The sequence below is a fragment of the Aliiroseovarius sediminis genome, from assembly GCF_022678485.1.
Classification (GTDB): domain Bacteria; phylum Pseudomonadota; class Alphaproteobacteria; order Rhodobacterales; family Rhodobacteraceae; genus Aliiroseovarius; species Aliiroseovarius sediminis.
This window is the reverse complement of the sequence record NZ_JALBYP010000023.1, coordinates 83,085-98,828: the sequence shown is the minus strand read 5'-3', so window position 1 is coordinate 98,828 and position 15,744 is coordinate 83,085. Positions and strand designations below refer to the sequence as shown.

Sequence of the window (15,744 nt, the reverse complement as noted above, 5' to 3'; positions counted from 1 at the left end):
TTATCCAATCAAGCTAACCCATTCAGTCCATTTAGAATTAACACTGGTTAATATGACCATTTCGTGTTGCACGGGTTCCAGTCTAATGCACAATCCCAAGGCGTGGGTTAATCGCGGTTAATGGGATTGGGGGTATGTTCGCACTCCTCCTCTTCGTTTCGCCCTGAATTGCGTTTGTCGCGCTTTTTCAAGGCTTCGAACCCGATGATCACGTCCAGAAGCTCGGTCGTGATTTCACTTTGACGCACGGTCCGCAGCTCGGCGTTCAGCACCTCCAACTGGTCGTCAATCGACTGTTCGGCCTGCTGCATCCGGGCCAGCCGGGCCGCGTTTTCCGTCACCATCGCCTCGGCGGCAGATCGATAGAGCCGGGCAAACAGGTAGCTGCGGATCAGCGAAGCCAGCAGGTGGTCAGGCGGCATACGAAACTGCGGTAGACTGCGCGAGGTCCAGGGTTGACGTGCCAAGCCCTCGGTCATGTTGCGTTCAAGCGGCAAGAGCTGTTGCGTCACGGGGCTTTGCAATCCATGCGCAGCGCGTTCCATATGCACCAACGACACCTTGATCGCGGTTGATCGGCCCGACGGACGCATCTGGTCCAACAGCGTAATCAGCCGCCCGGCCAGCCGCGCCAGCCCATCAGCTGTCGCAGGCGGTAGCAAGGTGGTGACGGGGCGAATGTCCTGTCCGAACAACGCATCCTCCATCTGTGCCCCAATGCAAATCACCTGCGCGTCTGGGCAGGAAAGGCCTTGAGCCTCGGCCGCGATAATCTCGTTATAGTTGCCACACAGGCCGTGGTCGGAACCGAACACGATGATGATCCGCGCGGCATCGGGGGCATCATCGTCCAGCAGCGGGCCGTGACACCGCACAAAGGCGTGAAACCCTTTCAGAACGGTGTCTTGATACGCCTCGATTGCCTGCGCGGCTTGCTCATAGGGCAGCGCGTTGATTGCCGACATGGTTTTCATCGTCCGCACGATGCCGCGAATGCTGGTCATTGTCTGAGTGCGGTGGGTCAGGCGTTCAAGCGTCTGGGCCATGCGCACCTGCCTGTCGCGACACGGCGTCCTGCGCGATATCCACGATCTGCGCGCGCACCTCGTCCGTCAGCTTGTCATTGTCGGCAATCGTCTGCGCAAGGCCCGCGTCGTCCACGCGAACCCTGTCGCGAATGGCTTGGATCGCGGCTTTTGTCCCGGCTTCATCCATGCCGTCAAACAGCCCTTCCATCGCGGCGATCAGGACGGCGAGCTGTTCATTCGCGGCCATCGGGTCGCGTTCGGGCTGGCGCAGGGCGGCGCGCACGGCACTGCCACGGGCCAAGCGGGCGCGGGTGTCGTCATCCAGCCTTGTGCCGAAGCGGGCGAACTCCTCCAGTTCTTCGAACTGCGACAGGGTCACGCGCAGGTTGCCCGCAACCTCGCGAAAGGCGCGGGCCTGTGCCTTGCCGCCCACGCGGCTGACCGAGACACCCAGATCGACTGCCGGAAACTGGTTCGTCCTGACCAGCCGTGGCGACAGGTATATCTGTCCGTCGGTGATCGAGATCAGGTTGGTCGGAATATAGGCCGACAGGTTTTCCGCCTGCGTTTCCACGACCGGCAGCGCGGTGATCGACCCGGCGCCTTCGCGAAACTGGCCCGCCCGTTCCAGAAGCCGCGCGTGGACATAGAAGATGTCGCCCGGGAACGCCTCGCGCCCGGGCGGGCGGCGCAGAAGCAGTGATAATTCACGATAGGAATGAGCGTGGTGGGTCAGATCATCCAGCACAACCAGCACATCGCGACCTTCCTCGGCGAAACTTTCCGCGACCGACATTGCGGCATAGGGCGCAATGTATGACAGCCCCGGCGCATCCTCGTCCCCTGCGGTAATGATCACCGACTGGCCCATCATGCCGCCGTCGCGGATTGCGCCGATGACCTTGGCCACCGCATCGCCCCGCTGACCGATGGCGCAATAGATGCAGATCACGCCGGTGTTCTTCTGGTTCAGAATGGTGTCCACCGCGATTGAGGTCTTGCCAGTCTGCCGGTCGCCGATAATCAATTCGCGTTGACCCAACCCGACCGGCACGGCGGCATCGACAGCCTTCAACCCGGTGGCAAGCGGGCGGGCAACAGCGCGCCGGTGCAGGATATCGGGGGCTTCGGCTTCGACCGGGGCGTGGGTGGCGGTGTCGATAGGATCACCCCCGTCGCGCGGGCGCCCCAGCGCATCGACGACACGGCCCAGCAAGGCCGGGCCGACTGGCACACCGACCACCCGTTTGGTGCGGCGCACGTCTTCGCCCAACCTGACCTTGTGCGAGGGGCCAAGCAGCACGACTCCAAGCCGCCCCGGCTCGACATCAAAGACGATCCCCCGCACGCCCGAGGCGAAATCCAACAGTTCATCGGCCAGCGCGCGCGCCAGACCCGTCACGATGGCGATGCCGTCGCCCACTTCGGCCACGCGCCCGACTTCACTAACCTCGGGCGCGGGGGGTGGGCTGTCCAGCAGCGATTGCACCAGATCGCGCACCGTTTGGCTGGGCTTCAGATCAGGCCGCATCGGTCAGCCCCTTTCGAATGGGCCGGCCCACCCGGTCTTCAAGCACGGCGTCCAGACCGCTCAGATAACTGTCGGTTGTCCAACCGACTTGCGCCCCACCAAGCCGCAGGTTCAACCCCGGCGACAGACCGGGATCGGTGTCGAACCGCAAGGTGAAATCGGGCAGGATCGCGGCCAATTCATCGCGCAGCCGGTCCTGCACGTCAGTGGGCAAAGGGTCGCGGGTCAGAACGGTTGCGTCGTGGCGATCGCCCGCCGCATCGCGCAGGTTGTCTGCCATGTTTTTCAACTGTCCAGCTGCATGCAGGGCGATCCGCTGTTCCAGCGTTTCGTCCGCCAGATCCGCCAAGGCCTTACGCGTAAGGTCCAGCAGGGCCTGCGCGCCGTTCTGGTGCAGATCTTCGGTGAACGCACGGGCTTCTTCGCCGCGCCGCGCCTCGCGCTCGGCCTGTTCCTTTTCCAACCGGGCACGGGTTTCGGCCAGCAGAGCGTCGCGCTCGTCCTCGGCTTTGCGACGAGCATTTTCCAGCATCTCGGCCCGGCTGGCGGACAGCTCGGCGATCTGCGCCTTGTATTCGGCCTCTTTCACCTCGGCGCTGGTCCGAACGGCTGCGGCTTCACCCATCCGTTCCGAGATTTCAGCCTCACGGGCGTCGATGCCATCAAGGATGGGACGATACAGGAACTTTTTCAGAAGCCAGATCAGCACCAGAAAGTTGACGATCTGCGCCCCGATCGTGATCCAGTCTATCGACATGATGTCAGCCTCCGGCCCCTTGGCTTGCCGCGCTCAGCGCTGCATCCCAGAACGGGTTGGCAAACAGCAGGATCATCGCGACGACGAAGCAGTAAATCGCTGTGGATTCGATCATCGCAAGGCTGACAAACAAGGTGCGCGAAAGGTCGGACGAGGCATCGGGCTGCTGCGCAATCGCGCTGAGCGCGGTGGACGCCGCGCGCCCTTCGCCCAAAGCAGGGCCAAGGGCGCCGATCGCAACGGTCAGCCCCGCCGTGAAGATCGAAATGGCGGCAATGATGGAAAGATCGCTCATGGTGTTTCCTTTGTTGTTTCAGACGTGTCGGACGCCGACGGAACAGCCGTCGCGGACGAGATATAGACAGTTGCCAGAATGGCGAAGATATAGGCTTGGATGACGCCCGTCAGCAGCCCCAGCATGTTCATCACCACGGGAAAGAAGAAGGGGGCCACACCCAGCAGGATTGCGGCAATCACCGCACCCGACATGATGTTGCCGTACAGGCGGATCGCCAGCGATATGCCGCGGGAAAACTCGCTGATGATGTTAAAAGGCAGCATGATGATCGAGGGTTCGATATAGGTTCTTAGATACCCCATGATGCCCCGACTGCCGATGCCGAACATGGGCACGGCGATCACGACGGACAGCGCCAGCGCCACGGTTGTGGACAGGGACGCGGTGGGCGTGTCAAAGCCCGGCACCGCCGTCAAAAGGTTGGCGGTAACGATGAACAGAAACAGCGTGCCCGAGAAATACAGCACGCGCGGGTCGTGGCGACCCGTGATCTCGGCGATCTGGCTGACGATGCCGTTCACCGTCACCTCAAGCGCCGTGCGCCAGCGGTTCGGCGGCACGTCAGGCCGCAGGTTGCGGGTGATCAGCGCGGCAACGCCGGCCAGCACCGCCATGATGATCCACGTGTTGAAAATCGTGGCGTTCACGGGCAGGCCCAGAAGCGTAAAAAGGATGCTGTCGTCAGGTGTCAGTTGCATGACGCCCCCCTGTCAGGGGCCGGGCGGCGGGCGACGATAAGGATGGCGAACCGCACCAGCACAAAGCCCAGCACAAACCCCCCAAGCGCCGAGGCCCCCTGCCCCGCCACCAGCCAGCCGACGGCCAGAAGGGCCGCGATCCGGACCGCGCCGCTGATCATCAGGATCATGGTCGGGCGGGTCGACGCCAAGGCGCGGGTCATGCCCCAGGCCAGACCAGCAAAGAACAGGGCACTTGCAAAACCACCCGCCAAGGCGCCCCATCCGACCCATGTCCAGTCAATTGCCGTCATTGTCCTTTTCCTTCTTTGCTGATCCAGCCCCAGGCGATAATTGCCCCGATCACCACACCGCCCAGAAGCAGCGCGATGGTCCAGGAAAACGCCTGTGGCGCGATCCGGTCCAGCCACAGCCCCAGAAAAACCCCCGCAACAGTTGGCACGGCAATCGACCAGCCGATCATCCCAAAGGTCCCGATCCCGCGCAAAGGGCTGGGGCCGGGGTTGTCGCGGGCAGCTTTCATGCGGCGGGCACGGCCGCCTATATCGTCGGCGGATTTATCCTTGTTGTTGGTCATGGGTGCGGCTCCCGCAGGCTGGCAAAACGGCGCACCATGTCGGCCTCAAGCCGCGACAGGGCCGCGCGCGCGATGCGTTCTTCATCCTCAAGGCTGGCAAACTGACTACCGATCGTGTCTTGCAATTCGTCAAGGTCGGCACTTTCTACGCCACGGCGCACCGCGACCTCGACCACACGACCTTTCTTGACCAACAACCCTTCGTCGATGCCGAAAAACCGCTCAACCCCTTCGGTCTGCGTGATCAACAGGACTGATGGCACAAGGGCGGTGACAAAATCCACATGGTTGGGAAGGATGCCAAAACCTCCATCGGCGGCTTCGCCCCGCAAGCGTGTGGCCACCCCGTCGAACAGGACCGTCGACGGCAATCGTAGATAGACGTGCATGTCGGGCGCCATGTTCATGCAGCCTCCTCCTTCAGATCAGACAGCGCACCAATCATGTAATAGGCGCTTTCGGGCTGATCGAACGTGGTCTGGTTCAGGATCACCTCGCACCCGTCCAGCGTATCGGCGATGGGCACCATCTTGCCCGACGTGCCGGCTGAAGCATCGACAGTGAAGAAGGGCTGGGTCAGGAACCTCTCTAACCGGCGGGCACGGGCGACAACGGCGCGGTCATGGGCTGACAATTCCTCGATCCCCAGCATGGCGATGATGTCGCGCAAATCTTCGTATTCCGCCAAAGTGCGGCGCACAGCGCGGGCGATGTCGTAGTGCCGCTGCCCGACCACCCCCGGCGTCAGCATCACGGATGTCGAGGCCAGCGGGTCGACCGCAGGATACAACCCCTCGCTTGCCCGTTTTCGCGACAATACGACCGAGGCCGACAGGTGCGAGAAAATATGCGCCGCGGCAGGGTCAGTGAAGTCGTCCGCAGGCACATAGACCGCCTGAATTGACGTGATCGACCCTTTGCGGGTCGACGCAATCCGTTCTTCCAGAGCCGCCAGTTCGGTCGCCAAGGTTGGCTGGTATCCCACGCGCGACGGCATCCGGCCAAGCAGACCCGACACTTCGGACCCGGCCTGCACAAACCGGAAAATATTGTCGATCAGAAGCAAAACGTCTTGCGCGCGGTCGTCGCGGAAATATTCGGCCATCGTCAGGGCTGAATTGCCGACCAAAAACCGCACGCCGGGGGCTTCGTTCATTTGACCGAACAGCATCACCATCTTGTCGCGCACGCCGGCCTCGCCCATTTCGCGCCAAAGCTCCTCGGCCTCGCGCGAGCGTTCGCCGATGCCGCAAAACAGGCTGACGCCGTGGTGATGTTCAACTGTGTTGTGGATCAACTCGCTCAGCAGCACGGTCTTGCCCACGCCCGCGCCACCGAAAAGCCCGGTCTTGCCGCCGCGTTCGATGGGCGACAGAAGGTCGATGGCCTTGATGCCGGTCTCAAGCACCTCGGCGCGCAACACGCGGTCGGACAGGCGCGGCGGCGGCTGGTGAATGCCCCGATGCACGGCGGCAGAGGGCGGCGGCAACCCGTCAAGTGGTTCGCCAAACACGTTCAGCATCCGACCCAACACGCCTTCGCCCACCGGAACGGTAATCGGCCCCCCGGTCGAGGTGACGGGCGCCCCAAGCCCCAGCCCGCGCACCGGGCCAAGCGCGATAGCGCGCACCATGCCGCCACCCACCAGCGACGCCACCTCAAGCGGTATACCGTCTGCATCCAGCAGCGTGTGAATGCCCGGCGCGTTGCCTTCGAACGCCACATCCACTACGCCACCGCGAATGGCGATCACAGTGCCGGTCTGGGTTTGGGTCATCTGATCCACCTAGCCTGCCGCCATACCGCCATCGACGGGATATTGCGCACCCGTGATGAACGCCGCCTCGTCCGAGGCAAGAAACAGGACCAAAGCGGCAATATCGGCGGATTCGCCATAACGGCCCAGCGGAATTCCGGCGGTCAGCTGATCCTTTACGGCGTCGCCATGGCCGGGGTTGAACCCATCTTCCAACGACCGCATCATACGGGTGTTGACCGGCGAGGGATGGACAGAATTGACCCGCACGCCAGTCGCGCCGACTTCAATCGCCGCCGCCCGCGTCAGCCCGACAACCGCATGTTTAGACGTGATATAGGGCGCGACATTGGGGCTGCCCTTAAGACCTGCAATCGACGACATATTGATCACGCTGCCTGACTTCTGATCGATCATGACCGGCAGAACGTGCTGAAGCCCCAAGAACGCGCCACGCACGTTTACGGCCATCACGCGATCGAAATCCTCGATCTTCTGGTCGACAAGCGGGGCGACTTTGCCTTCGATCCCCGCGTTGTTGAAAAACACGTCGATGCGGCCATACGCGTCCACGGTTTCGCGGACATAGCGCGCCGCGTCCTCGGATTTGGACACATCGGCAGCGATGGTCAGAACCTCGCCCTGCCCGTTCAGTGCCTCGGCGGCCTTGGCCAGATCATCCTCGTCCAGATCGACCAGCGCGACCTTGGCACCTTCGTTCAAAAACAGACGGGCAGTTTCCAGGCCGATGCCAGCCGCGCCACCCGTGATCAGGGCAATCTTTTCTTGCAAGCGTTTCATGGCATGTCTCCTTTCAATCTATCAGGCAAACGTGTCTGCTGCAGTGCCCAGCTTGCGAAGCCGGAACGCCAGCATGACAAACAGCACACCGAACGCGATCGCATAAAAGCCAACCAGCCAGACCAGCGTGACCAGCCCCACTTGGGGCAATGCGACCAGCAGACCGCCGAACAGGATCGACAGAATACCGCCCAAGATCAGAACCCATTCGCCGGTAATTTCCTTGCGGATCTGGAAAGCCAGAACGATCCTGATCAGCCCTCCGACCACCGCCCAAGCGGCGATGAACATCAGCAGCACAAGCGACGTGACGCCGGGCCACAAAAGGACCATCAGACCGACCACAAGGCCCAGCACAGACTCCAGCACCAAAGGCCATACGCGTGGCAGACGATCACGATACCGGACCGCGTCAATCAGGCCAAATATACCGTCGATCAGCACGTAAAAGCCAAACAAAACCAACAGGACCGACAGCGTCAACGCGGGCCAGACAAAGGCCATGATGCCAAATACGATGGCGGCAATGCCACGCAGCAGGAAAATCCACCAACTGCTTTGCAGATAATCAATCATTTCGTTCATTTTTGTCATCCTTTTTTGTCGCCTTATCGGAATGGCTAACCAATAGTATCCTTTCCTAAGCGCACAGTGACAACCGGGCATTAACCGCCATCAATAGGACGGAAAGCATCGCCCAAAGCGGTCGTTGTTGACGCCGGTTAATGCAGAACAGCGTGGTGCAAGGCAATATTTGCGCGAATCGCTACGGCAAGTTGAAAGGACATTTCGATGGCAAACGCCCGTGATATGACATCTGGCCAAGATGACGAGATGAACGCTGCGCAAGTTGAATTCTCGTTGAACCCGAACTTCATAGCCCCAATGACGAAACACGTCTTAGAGGTGCCAGACGATATTCTTGACGAGGTTGAAAAGTTTTCTGCGGCATGGCTTGACCGCCGCCAGATTGCCGTAAAAACGATGATCGAAGCTGGGCAGCGCATGACGACCGAGGGCGCCGCCGACCCATCTAACGCCATCAAGGAAATTGCCGACTGGCAAGCGCATTCAATGGCGCGCCTCGCACAGGATGCCAAAGACTATTCTGAATTGATGGCCCATTGCGCCGGTGCCCTTTTTACTTTCGAAAATGCACCGACTGTGGCTAAGGTCGAAAACACCAACACGGCGAAGAAGAAGGGCAAATAGCCCTGTTCCACCCATACGGAAGGAGAGATCAAGATGGATAAAAAAGAAGCCTATCAGGAAAAGCTGCAAGCCCAGATTGACCAATGGAATGCAGAAATCGAAAAAATGCGTGCCAAGGCTGAAGAAGCACAAGCTTCCGCGCGCGTGAAGTATATGGAACAAGTCGAAGAACTGCGCGGCCACCAGAAAGAGGCCGAAGAGCGCCTGAAAGACCTTCAAAAAGCGCAGGGCGAGGCTTGGGAAGATATGAAATCGGGGGCCGAAGCCGCGTGGGACGAAATGAACGCCGCTATGAAACGTGCTTGGACCCGCTTTTCCTGAGCCTGCCGAACGTCAAGATTGACCAACACGGGGCCACGACACCAGTGGCCTCGTTTTTGATGTTCTAGGCATGTGGGACCCCAATCGCCGACGCAGACGCCGTCACGCAGTTTCAGTATGGGCAGGTGGGGCATATGAGCTATGACTTCGATCTCTACACAAGCCGGGCGCTTGAACTTGAACCATTACCCACTCTTGCCCAAGGTGCTGTCCACGTGGATGGCCCTTACCTGTTCGAACCCGCCGACATCCCTGACAACCATGCGCCCTTGGTGGAAAAGAAACGGTTTCTGTTCAGAATTCACCTGGAGGGCGTTCTGGCGACGCAGGAAATGGCACATGTGGATGCATGGCTTGGGCAGGTTGTGCTCAGGACAAAAGGTGTCTTGATCAATTTGCAAACAAATCAGTTTGAAACGCCCAAAAAGTCGGGGCAGCTGAACGCGTCGGTCGAACCGGTCCGTGACAGTGGCTGGATGACCTTCTACTTTCAGGATGGCGAAGCGTTCTATGAACATGGTTTCGAGAATATGCTGCAGGATATTTCAAGCACACTACCCGAGGCAATGCCCAACAGATACGGCTATTACGAGCCGCTTCAGTGCCGGATCGAAGGCGGTGATTTCTCGGGACTGATTTCATCGTTCAAAAAAGAAACGGATGTTTGCATGAAATCCAGATCGCCTTTCGGCGACATCCTTCTGACGATTCCATGCCGCAAAACATTCGAGCGGTATCATCCGCACCACTTCATCAGGCGCAAGTTCCTGTTAGGGCGTGTCAGCTTCCAGATTCGTCCCAAACTTTTCGACAGTCCCTCAGACACAGCTAAACTGACAGTTCTTTTCGAAAAGCTCTGCGTCACTCTGGAAGTCGTTTATGCCGAGATCGTGAGATCCGATGAGTTCGGCAGTTGGTTCTGGTACGGATTGCCAGATCATCAGGCTCATACTTTTTGTCTGGGCCCGGCCTATCACAAGGTCTGGCCGGACATTGGGACGGTCGGTTATACGATTGGCCACCGGCATCATGTTGTTACCACGGATCGTTTCGGCAACAGTCCACCCCGTCCGCCCAACAATCTGATCGCACCAGAACAGGAGGATTCGTGTATTGACCCGGAAACTGGGAAAACCCGCGATACTCGAGATCAAAAGCCCAAATATGCACCCGTTTTCCCGTTCGACTACGAATTCGATTTGAACACCTATATCTGGTGATATCCCTGCAACACAAGGGCTCTGGGCTAATACAGAAACCTGCCATCCTGCAACCGCTCGCTCTTTTTTAGCGCACCCGTCGGGCATGGCTTTTGTTTTTGCCATTACACACCGCGCAGGTATGATCCGGCCTAGTTATCGGTCTGCGTATCATCCACACTGTCAGCTTGATCGGTTGTAATGCTGTCCTCTGTCGGCTGTCCGATGGATGAGTCGTCAAGATAGTTGCTATAGATCATACCAGCTACGATCACGACGATCGCTCCGGCCAGAATAAGCCACAGAACGGGGCGGTGTCGGCGTTTCTGTTTCTCAGGATTGACATCGGGCGATGACATGGCGGGCCTCCTGTCTTTTTGATTGTGTTGGCTAAGTCAACGCAGCCAGGCGCGGATGGTTCCCGGATTGTTTGCTTTTGCCTAATGTCGGCTTGACCGCGCCTTATGTTACCCGTCGCCCCCCAACACCTCGTAGGCTTGGCGCGCCAGCACGCGTTCTTCGTCGGTGGGCAGCATCAGCACCGGCAGGCGGCTATCACCCGTGGTCAGGACCGGGCCGCCTTCGGCATTCGCGCCCTCGTCCAGTTCGGCGCCTAGCCATGCCAGTTCACGTACCAGTCGGGCGCGAAGGGCCGGAATGTACTCTCCCATCCCGCCGGTCAGAACCACACCGTCCACGCCCCCCATTGCAGCGGCCAGTGACCCGAAGGTGCGACCGCATTGATAACAGAAAAAGTCCACAGCTTCGGCGGCTTCGGCCCGGTCGCTGGCCAGCAGGTCGTTCATCTCTCCGGAGATGCCCGACACCCCCAAAAGACCCGAACGTTCATAGAGCATCGCGTGCACCTCTTCCGCGCTGTAGCCACGGTCGATGATCAAGTGAAGCACGGCGCCGGGGTCCAGCGCACCGCAGCGCCGGCCCATCGGCAAGCCATCCAGCGCGGTCAGGCCCATCGTCGTGGCGACACTTTGCCCACCCGTCATCGCACACATGCTGACCCCGTTGCCAAGCTGCGCCATGATGATCCGCTTGTCCGCCAGATCGGGAAAGCGCCGCGCCAGCGTGTGCGCGATATAGTCATAGGAAAGCCCGTGAAAGCCATAACGCAGCACGCCGTCATCCGCCAATTCGCGCGGCAGGCCAAACAATTGTGCAACACGCGGCTGAGTGCGGTGAAAGGCGGTGTCGAAACACGCGATTTGCGGGGTGGCCGGGAAATGCGTGCGCAACTGCCGGATTGGACGCAGGTTGTGCGGCTGATGGCTGGGGGCCAGACGAACCAATGTTTCAAGCCGGGTCATCACGTCGTCGGTGATCAGAACAGGTTCGGCGAAGTCGGCCCCGCCATGCACAACGCGGTGCGAAAACGCGGCGATCTTGCCCAGATCAGATAGCCCGTCCAGCCGTGCCATCGTATGGGTCAGTGCCTCGGGGTGGGCGCTTTCAACGCTGGACGGGTTGCCCAGATCGGTTTCCTGCGTGCGCCCCGTCTTTGGGTCTTTTTCCGTCAGCACCATGTGCCAAGGCAGCCCACGAATGTGGAAGTTTCGGATTTGCAACGGCCCGTCGGGCGTCAGCTTGAACACACCACACCGCAGGCTGGACGAGCCCGCGTTGAACGTCACGACCAGTTGTTCGCTCATGCCTCAGACTCCGCAGGCCGCTGCGCCGCCGCCACAAGCCGCACCAACGCCGCCGAGGCACATCGCTGCGCGACAGTATCCGCCCGGCTGGTCAGCGCGATCGGCACTTTCGCCCCCATCACGATGCCCGCAGTTTCAGCATAGGCCAGATGGTCCAGATCCTTGACCAGAATGTTACCCGACACCAGATCAGGCACGATCAGGATATCGGCTTGCCCGGCCACATTCGACACAATTCCCTTGATCGCCGCCGCCTTGGGCGAGATCGCCAGATCCATCGCCAAAGGCCCATCCACATCCGCGCCCACGATCGTTCCCCGGTCTGCCATCTTGCAGATTGCAGCGGCAAAGATCGTGGACTCGATGTCCTCGTTGATATTCTCGGATGCGGACAGCAGGGCGACCTTGGGCCGCGCGATCCCCAACGCATGGGTCAGATCAATCGCGTTGCTGGTGATGTCGCGCAGCGTCGTCAGGTCAGGCCGAATGTTGATCGCAGCATCCGACACGAATAGCAGCCGGGCATAGCTTTCCACGTCAATGGCAAAAACGTGGCTCATCCGCCGCTCGGTCCGCATCGCCTTTTCCGAGATCACGGCACCCATCAGAATATTGGTCTTCAGCGCCCCTTTCTTCAATCCATCGACCTTGCCCGCAACAGCCATTTCAACGGCCCGCTTGGCCGCCTTTTTGGGTGTGGCGGCGGCAATGATGGGCGTGTCGCCCAGATCAAGCCCCGCCTCGTCCGCCGCGTGCCTGATCTTGGCCTCATCACCCACCAGAATGGCTTTGATCAGCCCGCGCGCCTGGCTTTCCAGCGCGCCGGTCAGGCTTGGCCCATCTTCGGGACACACCACCGCGACCTTGACCGGTCCCAGGTCGCGAGCGAGTTGCTCCAACCGCTCCAACCGATCAGGGCGCCAACTTTCGTGAGATTGCTCCGTGGGTTTTTCTGTGGGCCGGTCCGTGACCTGCCCTGCCCCATCTTCCATCACTTTCATATGATCTGTCCTTGTTCCTGCCCAGTAGGTCAGCGTTGAAATACATATGTCCCCGGTGCATCCACCAGCGCCGTGGTGTCAACACCCGCGCGCCCCATCGCTGGCGGCTTGACCTTGCCACTGGATTGGGCGCCAAGCCATGTTACAAATTCTGGCCACCACGATCCATCTTTCAGCGGCGCCTGCGCGCGCCAGTCTTCGGGCGCGACATAGTTCATGCCGTGGGGCGTCGTCGTCAACTGATAGCTGCGCCCCTTATGCCCCGGCTCACTGACGATCCCCGCATTATGCCCACCCGAGGTCAAGACAAACGTGATGTCCGTGTCCGACAACAGATGCAGTTTATAGACGGATTGCCATGGCGCCACATGGTCCCCGGTCGTCGACACGCAGAACACCGGCGCCGAAATGTCCGTAATCGCGACCGGCTTGCCGCCGACCTCGTACTGGCCCTGCGATAGCGCGTTGTCCAGATAAAAGCTGCGCAGATACTCGCTGTGCATCTTGTATGGCATCCGGGTTGCATCCGCGTTCCATGCCATCAGGTCGAACATCCCCTGTCGGCCGCCCATCAGGTATTCATGCACATAACGCGACCAGATCAGGTCGGTCGAGCGCAGAAGCTGGAACGCACCCGCCATCTGTTTGGTGTCCAGATAGCCCTGATCCCACATCGTGTGCTCCAGAAACGATACCTCGCTTTCGCTGATGAACAGCTGTAATTCGCCGGGATCCTTGAAATCGACCTGCGTGGCCAGAAGCGACATGGTTTTCAAACGGTCATCATGATCGCGCGCCATCTGTGCGGCCTTGGCCGCCAGAAGCGTGCCGCCCAGACAATAGCCGACGGCGTTGATTGGCGCGTCGGGAACGACCTCGCCGACCGCGTCCAGCGCCTGGCCCACTGCCTCCAGATAATCGGCCATCCCCAGATCACGGTCATCCGCATCCGGGTTTCGCCACGAGATCATGAACACCGTGTGTCCCTGTTCGACCAGATAGCGCACGAACGAATTATGAGACGACAAATCGAGAATATAGTATTTCATGATCCACGCTGGCACGATCAGGATCGGCTCGGCGGCGACGGTATCGGTCTGCGGTGTATATTGGATCAGCTCGAACAGGTGCGAGCGATAGACGACCTTGCCCGGCGTCACGGCCACATCGCGGCCTGGCAGGTAATCTTCGGCCCCGACCGGAGGTTTGCCAGACACCGCGTGCTCCCAATCCTCGATCATGTTCTGCGCACCACGGATCAGGTTGGCCCCGCCTTCATGTATTGTCTTGGCGATCACCTCGGGGTTGGTCCAGATGCTGTTGGCAGGCGACATCATGTCCAGAATCTGACGCGTCACGAAGGACACCGCCTGTTCATCGCGACGCGACATGCCGTCGATATCGTTGGTGGCGCTATACCACCACTGCTGTGTCAACAGAAAGTTCTGATAGATCAGGCTAAAAGGCCAATTCTGCCATTCCGGCGCATCAAAGCGTTTGTCATGTCCCAGCGGCAGGATGCACGGGTCGGCATCGCCTTTCAGAATCTGCTGACTGGTTGTGATCGCCAGTTGGGCGGCTTTGCGCTGCGCCTTTTCCATCAATTGCACATGCTTGGCGGGCGAACCGGCCAGATGCACCCACCAGTTGAAGAACAAAGACGACAGGCCAAAGGGGGTCACGCCTTGGGTAAACCGCGCCAGATACGCCTTGAAGGCGTGATCCATACTTTCGGTGCTGTAATTGTCCGGCCGCACATGGTCGCATCGCAGCGACAACTCGGGCGGCAATGACTGACGGGCAGGGTCACTGTGTTTTGCCGCGTCACCAGCGGTATTGCGTTGGGGTTGAAAGGGCAGAACCTTGTCTGTCTCGGTCGCGTCTTTCGTCTTGGGTCGTGCCATCTGCTTTCCCTTCCGTGTTCAATGCGTGGCCACACCACCGGGCGCGGTGAGAGCCGCATACCACACTACAATAGGAACCGCCGCTCATCGCTTCATTAACGTCCGTTAAGCGCGCCGGTTTGCGCAACAACCTGCCAATGTTGATCAGGGTTAATTCATACCAGCCCGATTGCCCTATGTTGCCCCTTTCGGTGCAGCGCACCGTTCAGACAAGATTTGCAGTAACCGAAAGGCATAGTAGGATGAAAAATCAGGTTATTATCGTGACAGGCGGCGCGGCTGGTATTGGTGGTGCGATCACCGCAGAGCTTGCGAAAAACGGCGCGCGGGTCGTGGCCGTCGATCTGAATGACGAGGCCGGGCTGGCCATTACCAAAGCCCACCCCGACCACATCGCGTTTCTGAAGGGCGATATCTCGGACAAGCAGGTAGCACGCGACGCCGTCGCCCTTGCCGTGTCGAAATTCGGCAAGCTGACAGGGCTGGTCAACAACGCACATGCCTCGCGGCAGAAGCCCTTGCTTGACCAGACGCCCGAGGATTGGGCCTTGTCCTTCGACACCGGGTTCTGGGGCACGCATAATTTCATGCAGGCGGCTCATCCCGAGCTGGCCAAGAACGGCGGTGCCATCGTGAACTTCGGGTCGGGTGCTGCCTTGTATGGGCAACCGAACCAAGCCAGCTATGCCGCCGCGAAAGAGGCGATCCGCGGCCTTAGCCGCGTTGCCGCCAACGAATGGGCCAAGGACGGAATAAGGGTCAACATCGTATCCCCACTGGCCCTGACCGAAGGGGTCATCCAATGGAAAGAGTCCCACCGCGCCCAATATGACGAAGTCGCCGCCAAAGTGCCCCTTGGCCGCTTCGGTGACCCCCACAAAGACATCGCGCCCATCGTGATGTTCTTGCTGAGTGACGCAAGCCAATACATGACCGGCCAAACCGTGATGGCCGATGGCGGCAGCGTCATGTTGCACTAGGACCCTGCGCGGGTGCG

General features: G+C 60.0%; 19 protein-coding genes. 4 read left to right on the top strand and 15 right to left on the bottom strand.

Going from position 1 to position 15,744, the window contains the following annotated elements:
- Positions 1-107: 107 nt before the first annotated feature.
- Genes MN186_RS05410 through MN186_RS05360 form a run of 11 tightly spaced genes read right to left on the bottom strand, consistent with a single transcriptional unit; the run spans position 108 to position 8,031 of the window.
- Entirely contained in the window at positions 108-1,046 is a 939-nt protein-coding gene (locus tag MN186_RS05410) for a F0F1 ATP synthase subunit gamma (protein ID WP_242113300.1), read from the bottom strand.
- Positions 1,030-2,559 (bottom strand): F0F1 ATP synthase subunit alpha, encoded by a 1,530-nt coding sequence (locus tag MN186_RS05405; RefSeq protein ID WP_242113297.1) that lies wholly within the window; start codon positions 2,557-2,559, stop codon positions 1,030-1,032. The genes MN186_RS05410 and MN186_RS05405 overlap by 17 nt, the downstream gene beginning before the upstream one ends.
- Entirely contained in the window at positions 2,549-3,316 is a 768-nt protein-coding gene (locus tag MN186_RS05400) for a F0F1 ATP synthase subunit B family protein (RefSeq protein WP_242113296.1), read from the bottom strand. The genes MN186_RS05405 and MN186_RS05400 overlap by 11 nt, the downstream gene beginning before the upstream one ends.
- Before the next feature lie 4 nt (positions 3,317-3,320).
- Positions 3,321-3,611, bottom strand: coding sequence for a F0F1 ATP synthase subunit C (locus MN186_RS05395; RefSeq protein ID WP_242113295.1), 291 nt, complete (start codon positions 3,609-3,611; stop codon positions 3,321-3,323).
- A complete protein-coding gene (locus MN186_RS05390; RefSeq protein ID WP_242113294.1) occupies positions 3,608-4,312 on the bottom strand; it encodes a F0F1 ATP synthase subunit A in 705 nt (234 codons plus the stop codon). The genes MN186_RS05395 and MN186_RS05390 overlap by 4 nt, the downstream gene beginning before the upstream one ends.
- Positions 4,303-4,605 (bottom strand): ATP synthase subunit I, encoded by a 303-nt coding sequence (locus tag MN186_RS05385; protein WP_242113293.1) that lies wholly within the window; start codon positions 4,603-4,605, stop codon positions 4,303-4,305. The genes MN186_RS05390 and MN186_RS05385 overlap by 10 nt, the downstream gene beginning before the upstream one ends.
- On the bottom strand, positions 4,602-4,889 hold the full coding sequence (locus MN186_RS05380; RefSeq protein WP_242113292.1) for an AtpZ/AtpI family protein: 288 nt from the start codon (positions 4,887-4,889) through the stop codon (positions 4,602-4,604). Before MN186_RS05380 ends, MN186_RS05385 begins: the two co-directional genes overlap by 4 nt.
- Complete coding sequence (locus tag MN186_RS05375; RefSeq protein ID WP_242113289.1) at positions 4,886-5,296, bottom strand: ATPase; 411 nt, start codon at positions 5,294-5,296, stop codon at positions 4,886-4,888. The genes MN186_RS05380 and MN186_RS05375 overlap by 4 nt, the downstream gene beginning before the upstream one ends.
- Positions 5,293-6,666, bottom strand: a complete 1,374-nt coding sequence (gene atpD / locus MN186_RS05370) for a F0F1 ATP synthase subunit beta (protein WP_242113286.1) — start codon at positions 6,664-6,666, stop codon at positions 5,293-5,295. The genes MN186_RS05375 and atpD overlap by 4 nt, the downstream gene beginning before the upstream one ends.
- Positions 6,667-6,675: 9 nt before the next feature.
- Positions 6,676-7,446: an SDR family NAD(P)-dependent oxidoreductase gene (locus MN186_RS05365; protein ID WP_242113285.1), complete on the bottom strand. Its 771-nt coding sequence runs from the start codon at positions 7,444-7,446 to the stop codon at positions 6,676-6,678.
- A gap of 21 nt (positions 7,447-7,467) precedes the next feature.
- Positions 7,468-8,031 carry an HdeD family acid-resistance protein gene (locus MN186_RS05360; RefSeq protein ID WP_242113284.1) on the bottom strand — a complete coding sequence of 188 codons (564 nt, stop codon included), beginning with the start codon at positions 8,029-8,031 and terminating at the stop codon, positions 7,468-7,470.
- A gap of 207 nt (positions 8,032-8,238) precedes the next feature.
- Between MN186_RS05360 and MN186_RS05355 the strand changes: the two genes are divergently transcribed.
- The 3 genes from MN186_RS05355 (at position 8,239) to MN186_RS05345 (ending at position 10,199) form a co-directional block, all read left to right on the top strand.
- On the top strand, positions 8,239-8,658 hold the full coding sequence (locus MN186_RS05355) for a hypothetical protein (RefSeq protein ID WP_242113283.1): 420 nt from the start codon (positions 8,239-8,241) through the stop codon (positions 8,656-8,658).
- 33 nt (positions 8,659-8,691) lie between these two features.
- Positions 8,692-8,979, top strand: coding sequence for a sll1863 family stress response protein (locus MN186_RS05350; protein ID WP_242113282.1), 288 nt, complete (start codon positions 8,692-8,694; stop codon positions 8,977-8,979).
- Positions 8,980-9,113: 134 nt separating this feature from the next.
- A complete protein-coding gene (locus MN186_RS05345; RefSeq protein WP_242113281.1) occupies positions 9,114-10,199 on the top strand; it encodes a hypothetical protein in 1,086 nt (361 codons plus the stop codon).
- Positions 10,200-10,330: 131 nt separating this feature from the next.
- Here the strand turns inward: MN186_RS05345 and MN186_RS05340 are convergent, their stop codons facing one another.
- The 4 genes from MN186_RS05340 to MN186_RS05325 form a co-directional block, all read right to left on the bottom strand.
- A complete protein-coding gene (locus MN186_RS05340) occupies positions 10,331-10,537 on the bottom strand; it encodes an ABC-2 transporter permease (protein WP_242113280.1) in 207 nt (68 codons plus the stop codon).
- 108 nt (positions 10,538-10,645) lie between these two features.
- A complete protein-coding gene (locus MN186_RS05335; protein WP_242113278.1) occupies positions 10,646-11,842 on the bottom strand; it encodes an acetate/propionate family kinase in 1,197 nt (398 codons plus the stop codon).
- On the bottom strand, positions 11,839-12,843 hold the full coding sequence (locus MN186_RS05330; protein WP_242113277.1) for a bifunctional enoyl-CoA hydratase/phosphate acetyltransferase: 1,005 nt from the start codon (positions 12,841-12,843) through the stop codon (positions 11,839-11,841). Before MN186_RS05330 ends, MN186_RS05335 begins: the two co-directional genes overlap by 4 nt.
- 29 nt (positions 12,844-12,872) lie before the next feature.
- Complete coding sequence (locus MN186_RS05325) at positions 12,873-14,747, bottom strand: PHA/PHB synthase family protein (protein WP_242113276.1); 1,875 nt, start codon at positions 14,745-14,747, stop codon at positions 12,873-12,875.
- Positions 14,748-14,989: 242 nt separating this feature from the next.
- Between MN186_RS05325 and MN186_RS05320 the strand changes: the two genes are divergently transcribed.
- On the top strand, positions 14,990-15,727 hold the full coding sequence (locus MN186_RS05320) for an SDR family NAD(P)-dependent oxidoreductase (protein ID WP_242113274.1): 738 nt from the start codon (positions 14,990-14,992) through the stop codon (positions 15,725-15,727).
- The last annotated feature ends 17 nt before the right edge of the window (positions 15,728-15,744 follow it).

Coding starts and splice junctions, on each gene's coding strand:
- atpD (WP_242113286.1), bottom strand. CDS start 6,666: ATGACCCAAACCCAGACCGGCACTGTGATCGCCATTCGCGGTGGCGTA.
- MN186_RS05330 (WP_242113277.1), bottom strand. CDS start 12,843: ATGAAAGTGATGGAAGATGGGGCAGGGCAGGTCACGGACCGGCCCACA.
- MN186_RS05390 (WP_242113294.1), bottom strand. CDS start 4,312: ATGCAACTGACACCTGACGACAGCATCCTTTTTACGCTTCTGGGCCTG.
- MN186_RS05360 (WP_242113284.1), bottom strand. CDS start 8,031: ATGAACGAAATGATTGATTATCTGCAAAGCAGTTGGTGGATTTTCCTG.
- MN186_RS05395 (WP_242113295.1), bottom strand. CDS start 3,611: ATGAGCGATCTTTCCATCATTGCCGCCATTTCGATCTTCACGGCGGGG.
- MN186_RS05385 (WP_242113293.1), bottom strand. CDS start 4,605: ATGACGGCAATTGACTGGACATGGGTCGGATGGGGCGCCTTGGCGGGT.
- MN186_RS05340 (WP_242113280.1), bottom strand. CDS start 10,537: ATGTCATCGCCCGATGTCAATCCTGAGAAACAGAAACGCCGACACCGC.
- MN186_RS05335 (WP_242113278.1), bottom strand. CDS start 11,842: ATGAGCGAACAACTGGTCGTGACGTTCAACGCGGGCTCGTCCAGCCTG.
- MN186_RS05350 (WP_242113282.1), top strand. CDS start 8,692: ATGGATAAAAAAGAAGCCTATCAGGAAAAGCTGCAAGCCCAGATTGAC.
- MN186_RS05320 (WP_242113274.1), top strand. CDS start 14,990: ATGAAAAATCAGGTTATTATCGTGACAGGCGGCGCGGCTGGTATTGGT.
- MN186_RS05405 (WP_242113297.1), bottom strand. CDS start 2,559: ATGCGGCCTGATCTGAAGCCCAGCCAAACGGTGCGCGATCTGGTGCAA.
- MN186_RS05365 (WP_242113285.1), bottom strand. CDS start 7,446: ATGAAACGCTTGCAAGAAAAGATTGCCCTGATCACGGGTGGCGCGGCT.
- MN186_RS05345 (WP_242113281.1), top strand. CDS start 9,114: ATGAGCTATGACTTCGATCTCTACACAAGCCGGGCGCTTGAACTTGAA.
- MN186_RS05380 (WP_242113292.1), bottom strand. CDS start 4,889: ATGACCAACAACAAGGATAAATCCGCCGACGATATAGGCGGCCGTGCC.
- MN186_RS05410 (WP_242113300.1), bottom strand. CDS start 1,046: ATGGCCCAGACGCTTGAACGCCTGACCCACCGCACTCAGACAATGACC.
- MN186_RS05355 (WP_242113283.1), top strand. CDS start 8,239: ATGGCAAACGCCCGTGATATGACATCTGGCCAAGATGACGAGATGAAC.
- MN186_RS05375 (WP_242113289.1), bottom strand. CDS start 5,296: ATGAACATGGCGCCCGACATGCACGTCTATCTACGATTGCCGTCGACG.
- MN186_RS05400 (WP_242113296.1), bottom strand. CDS start 3,316: ATGTCGATAGACTGGATCACGATCGGGGCGCAGATCGTCAACTTTCTG.
- MN186_RS05325 (WP_242113276.1), bottom strand. CDS start 14,747: ATGGCACGACCCAAGACGAAAGACGCGACCGAGACAGACAAGGTTCTG.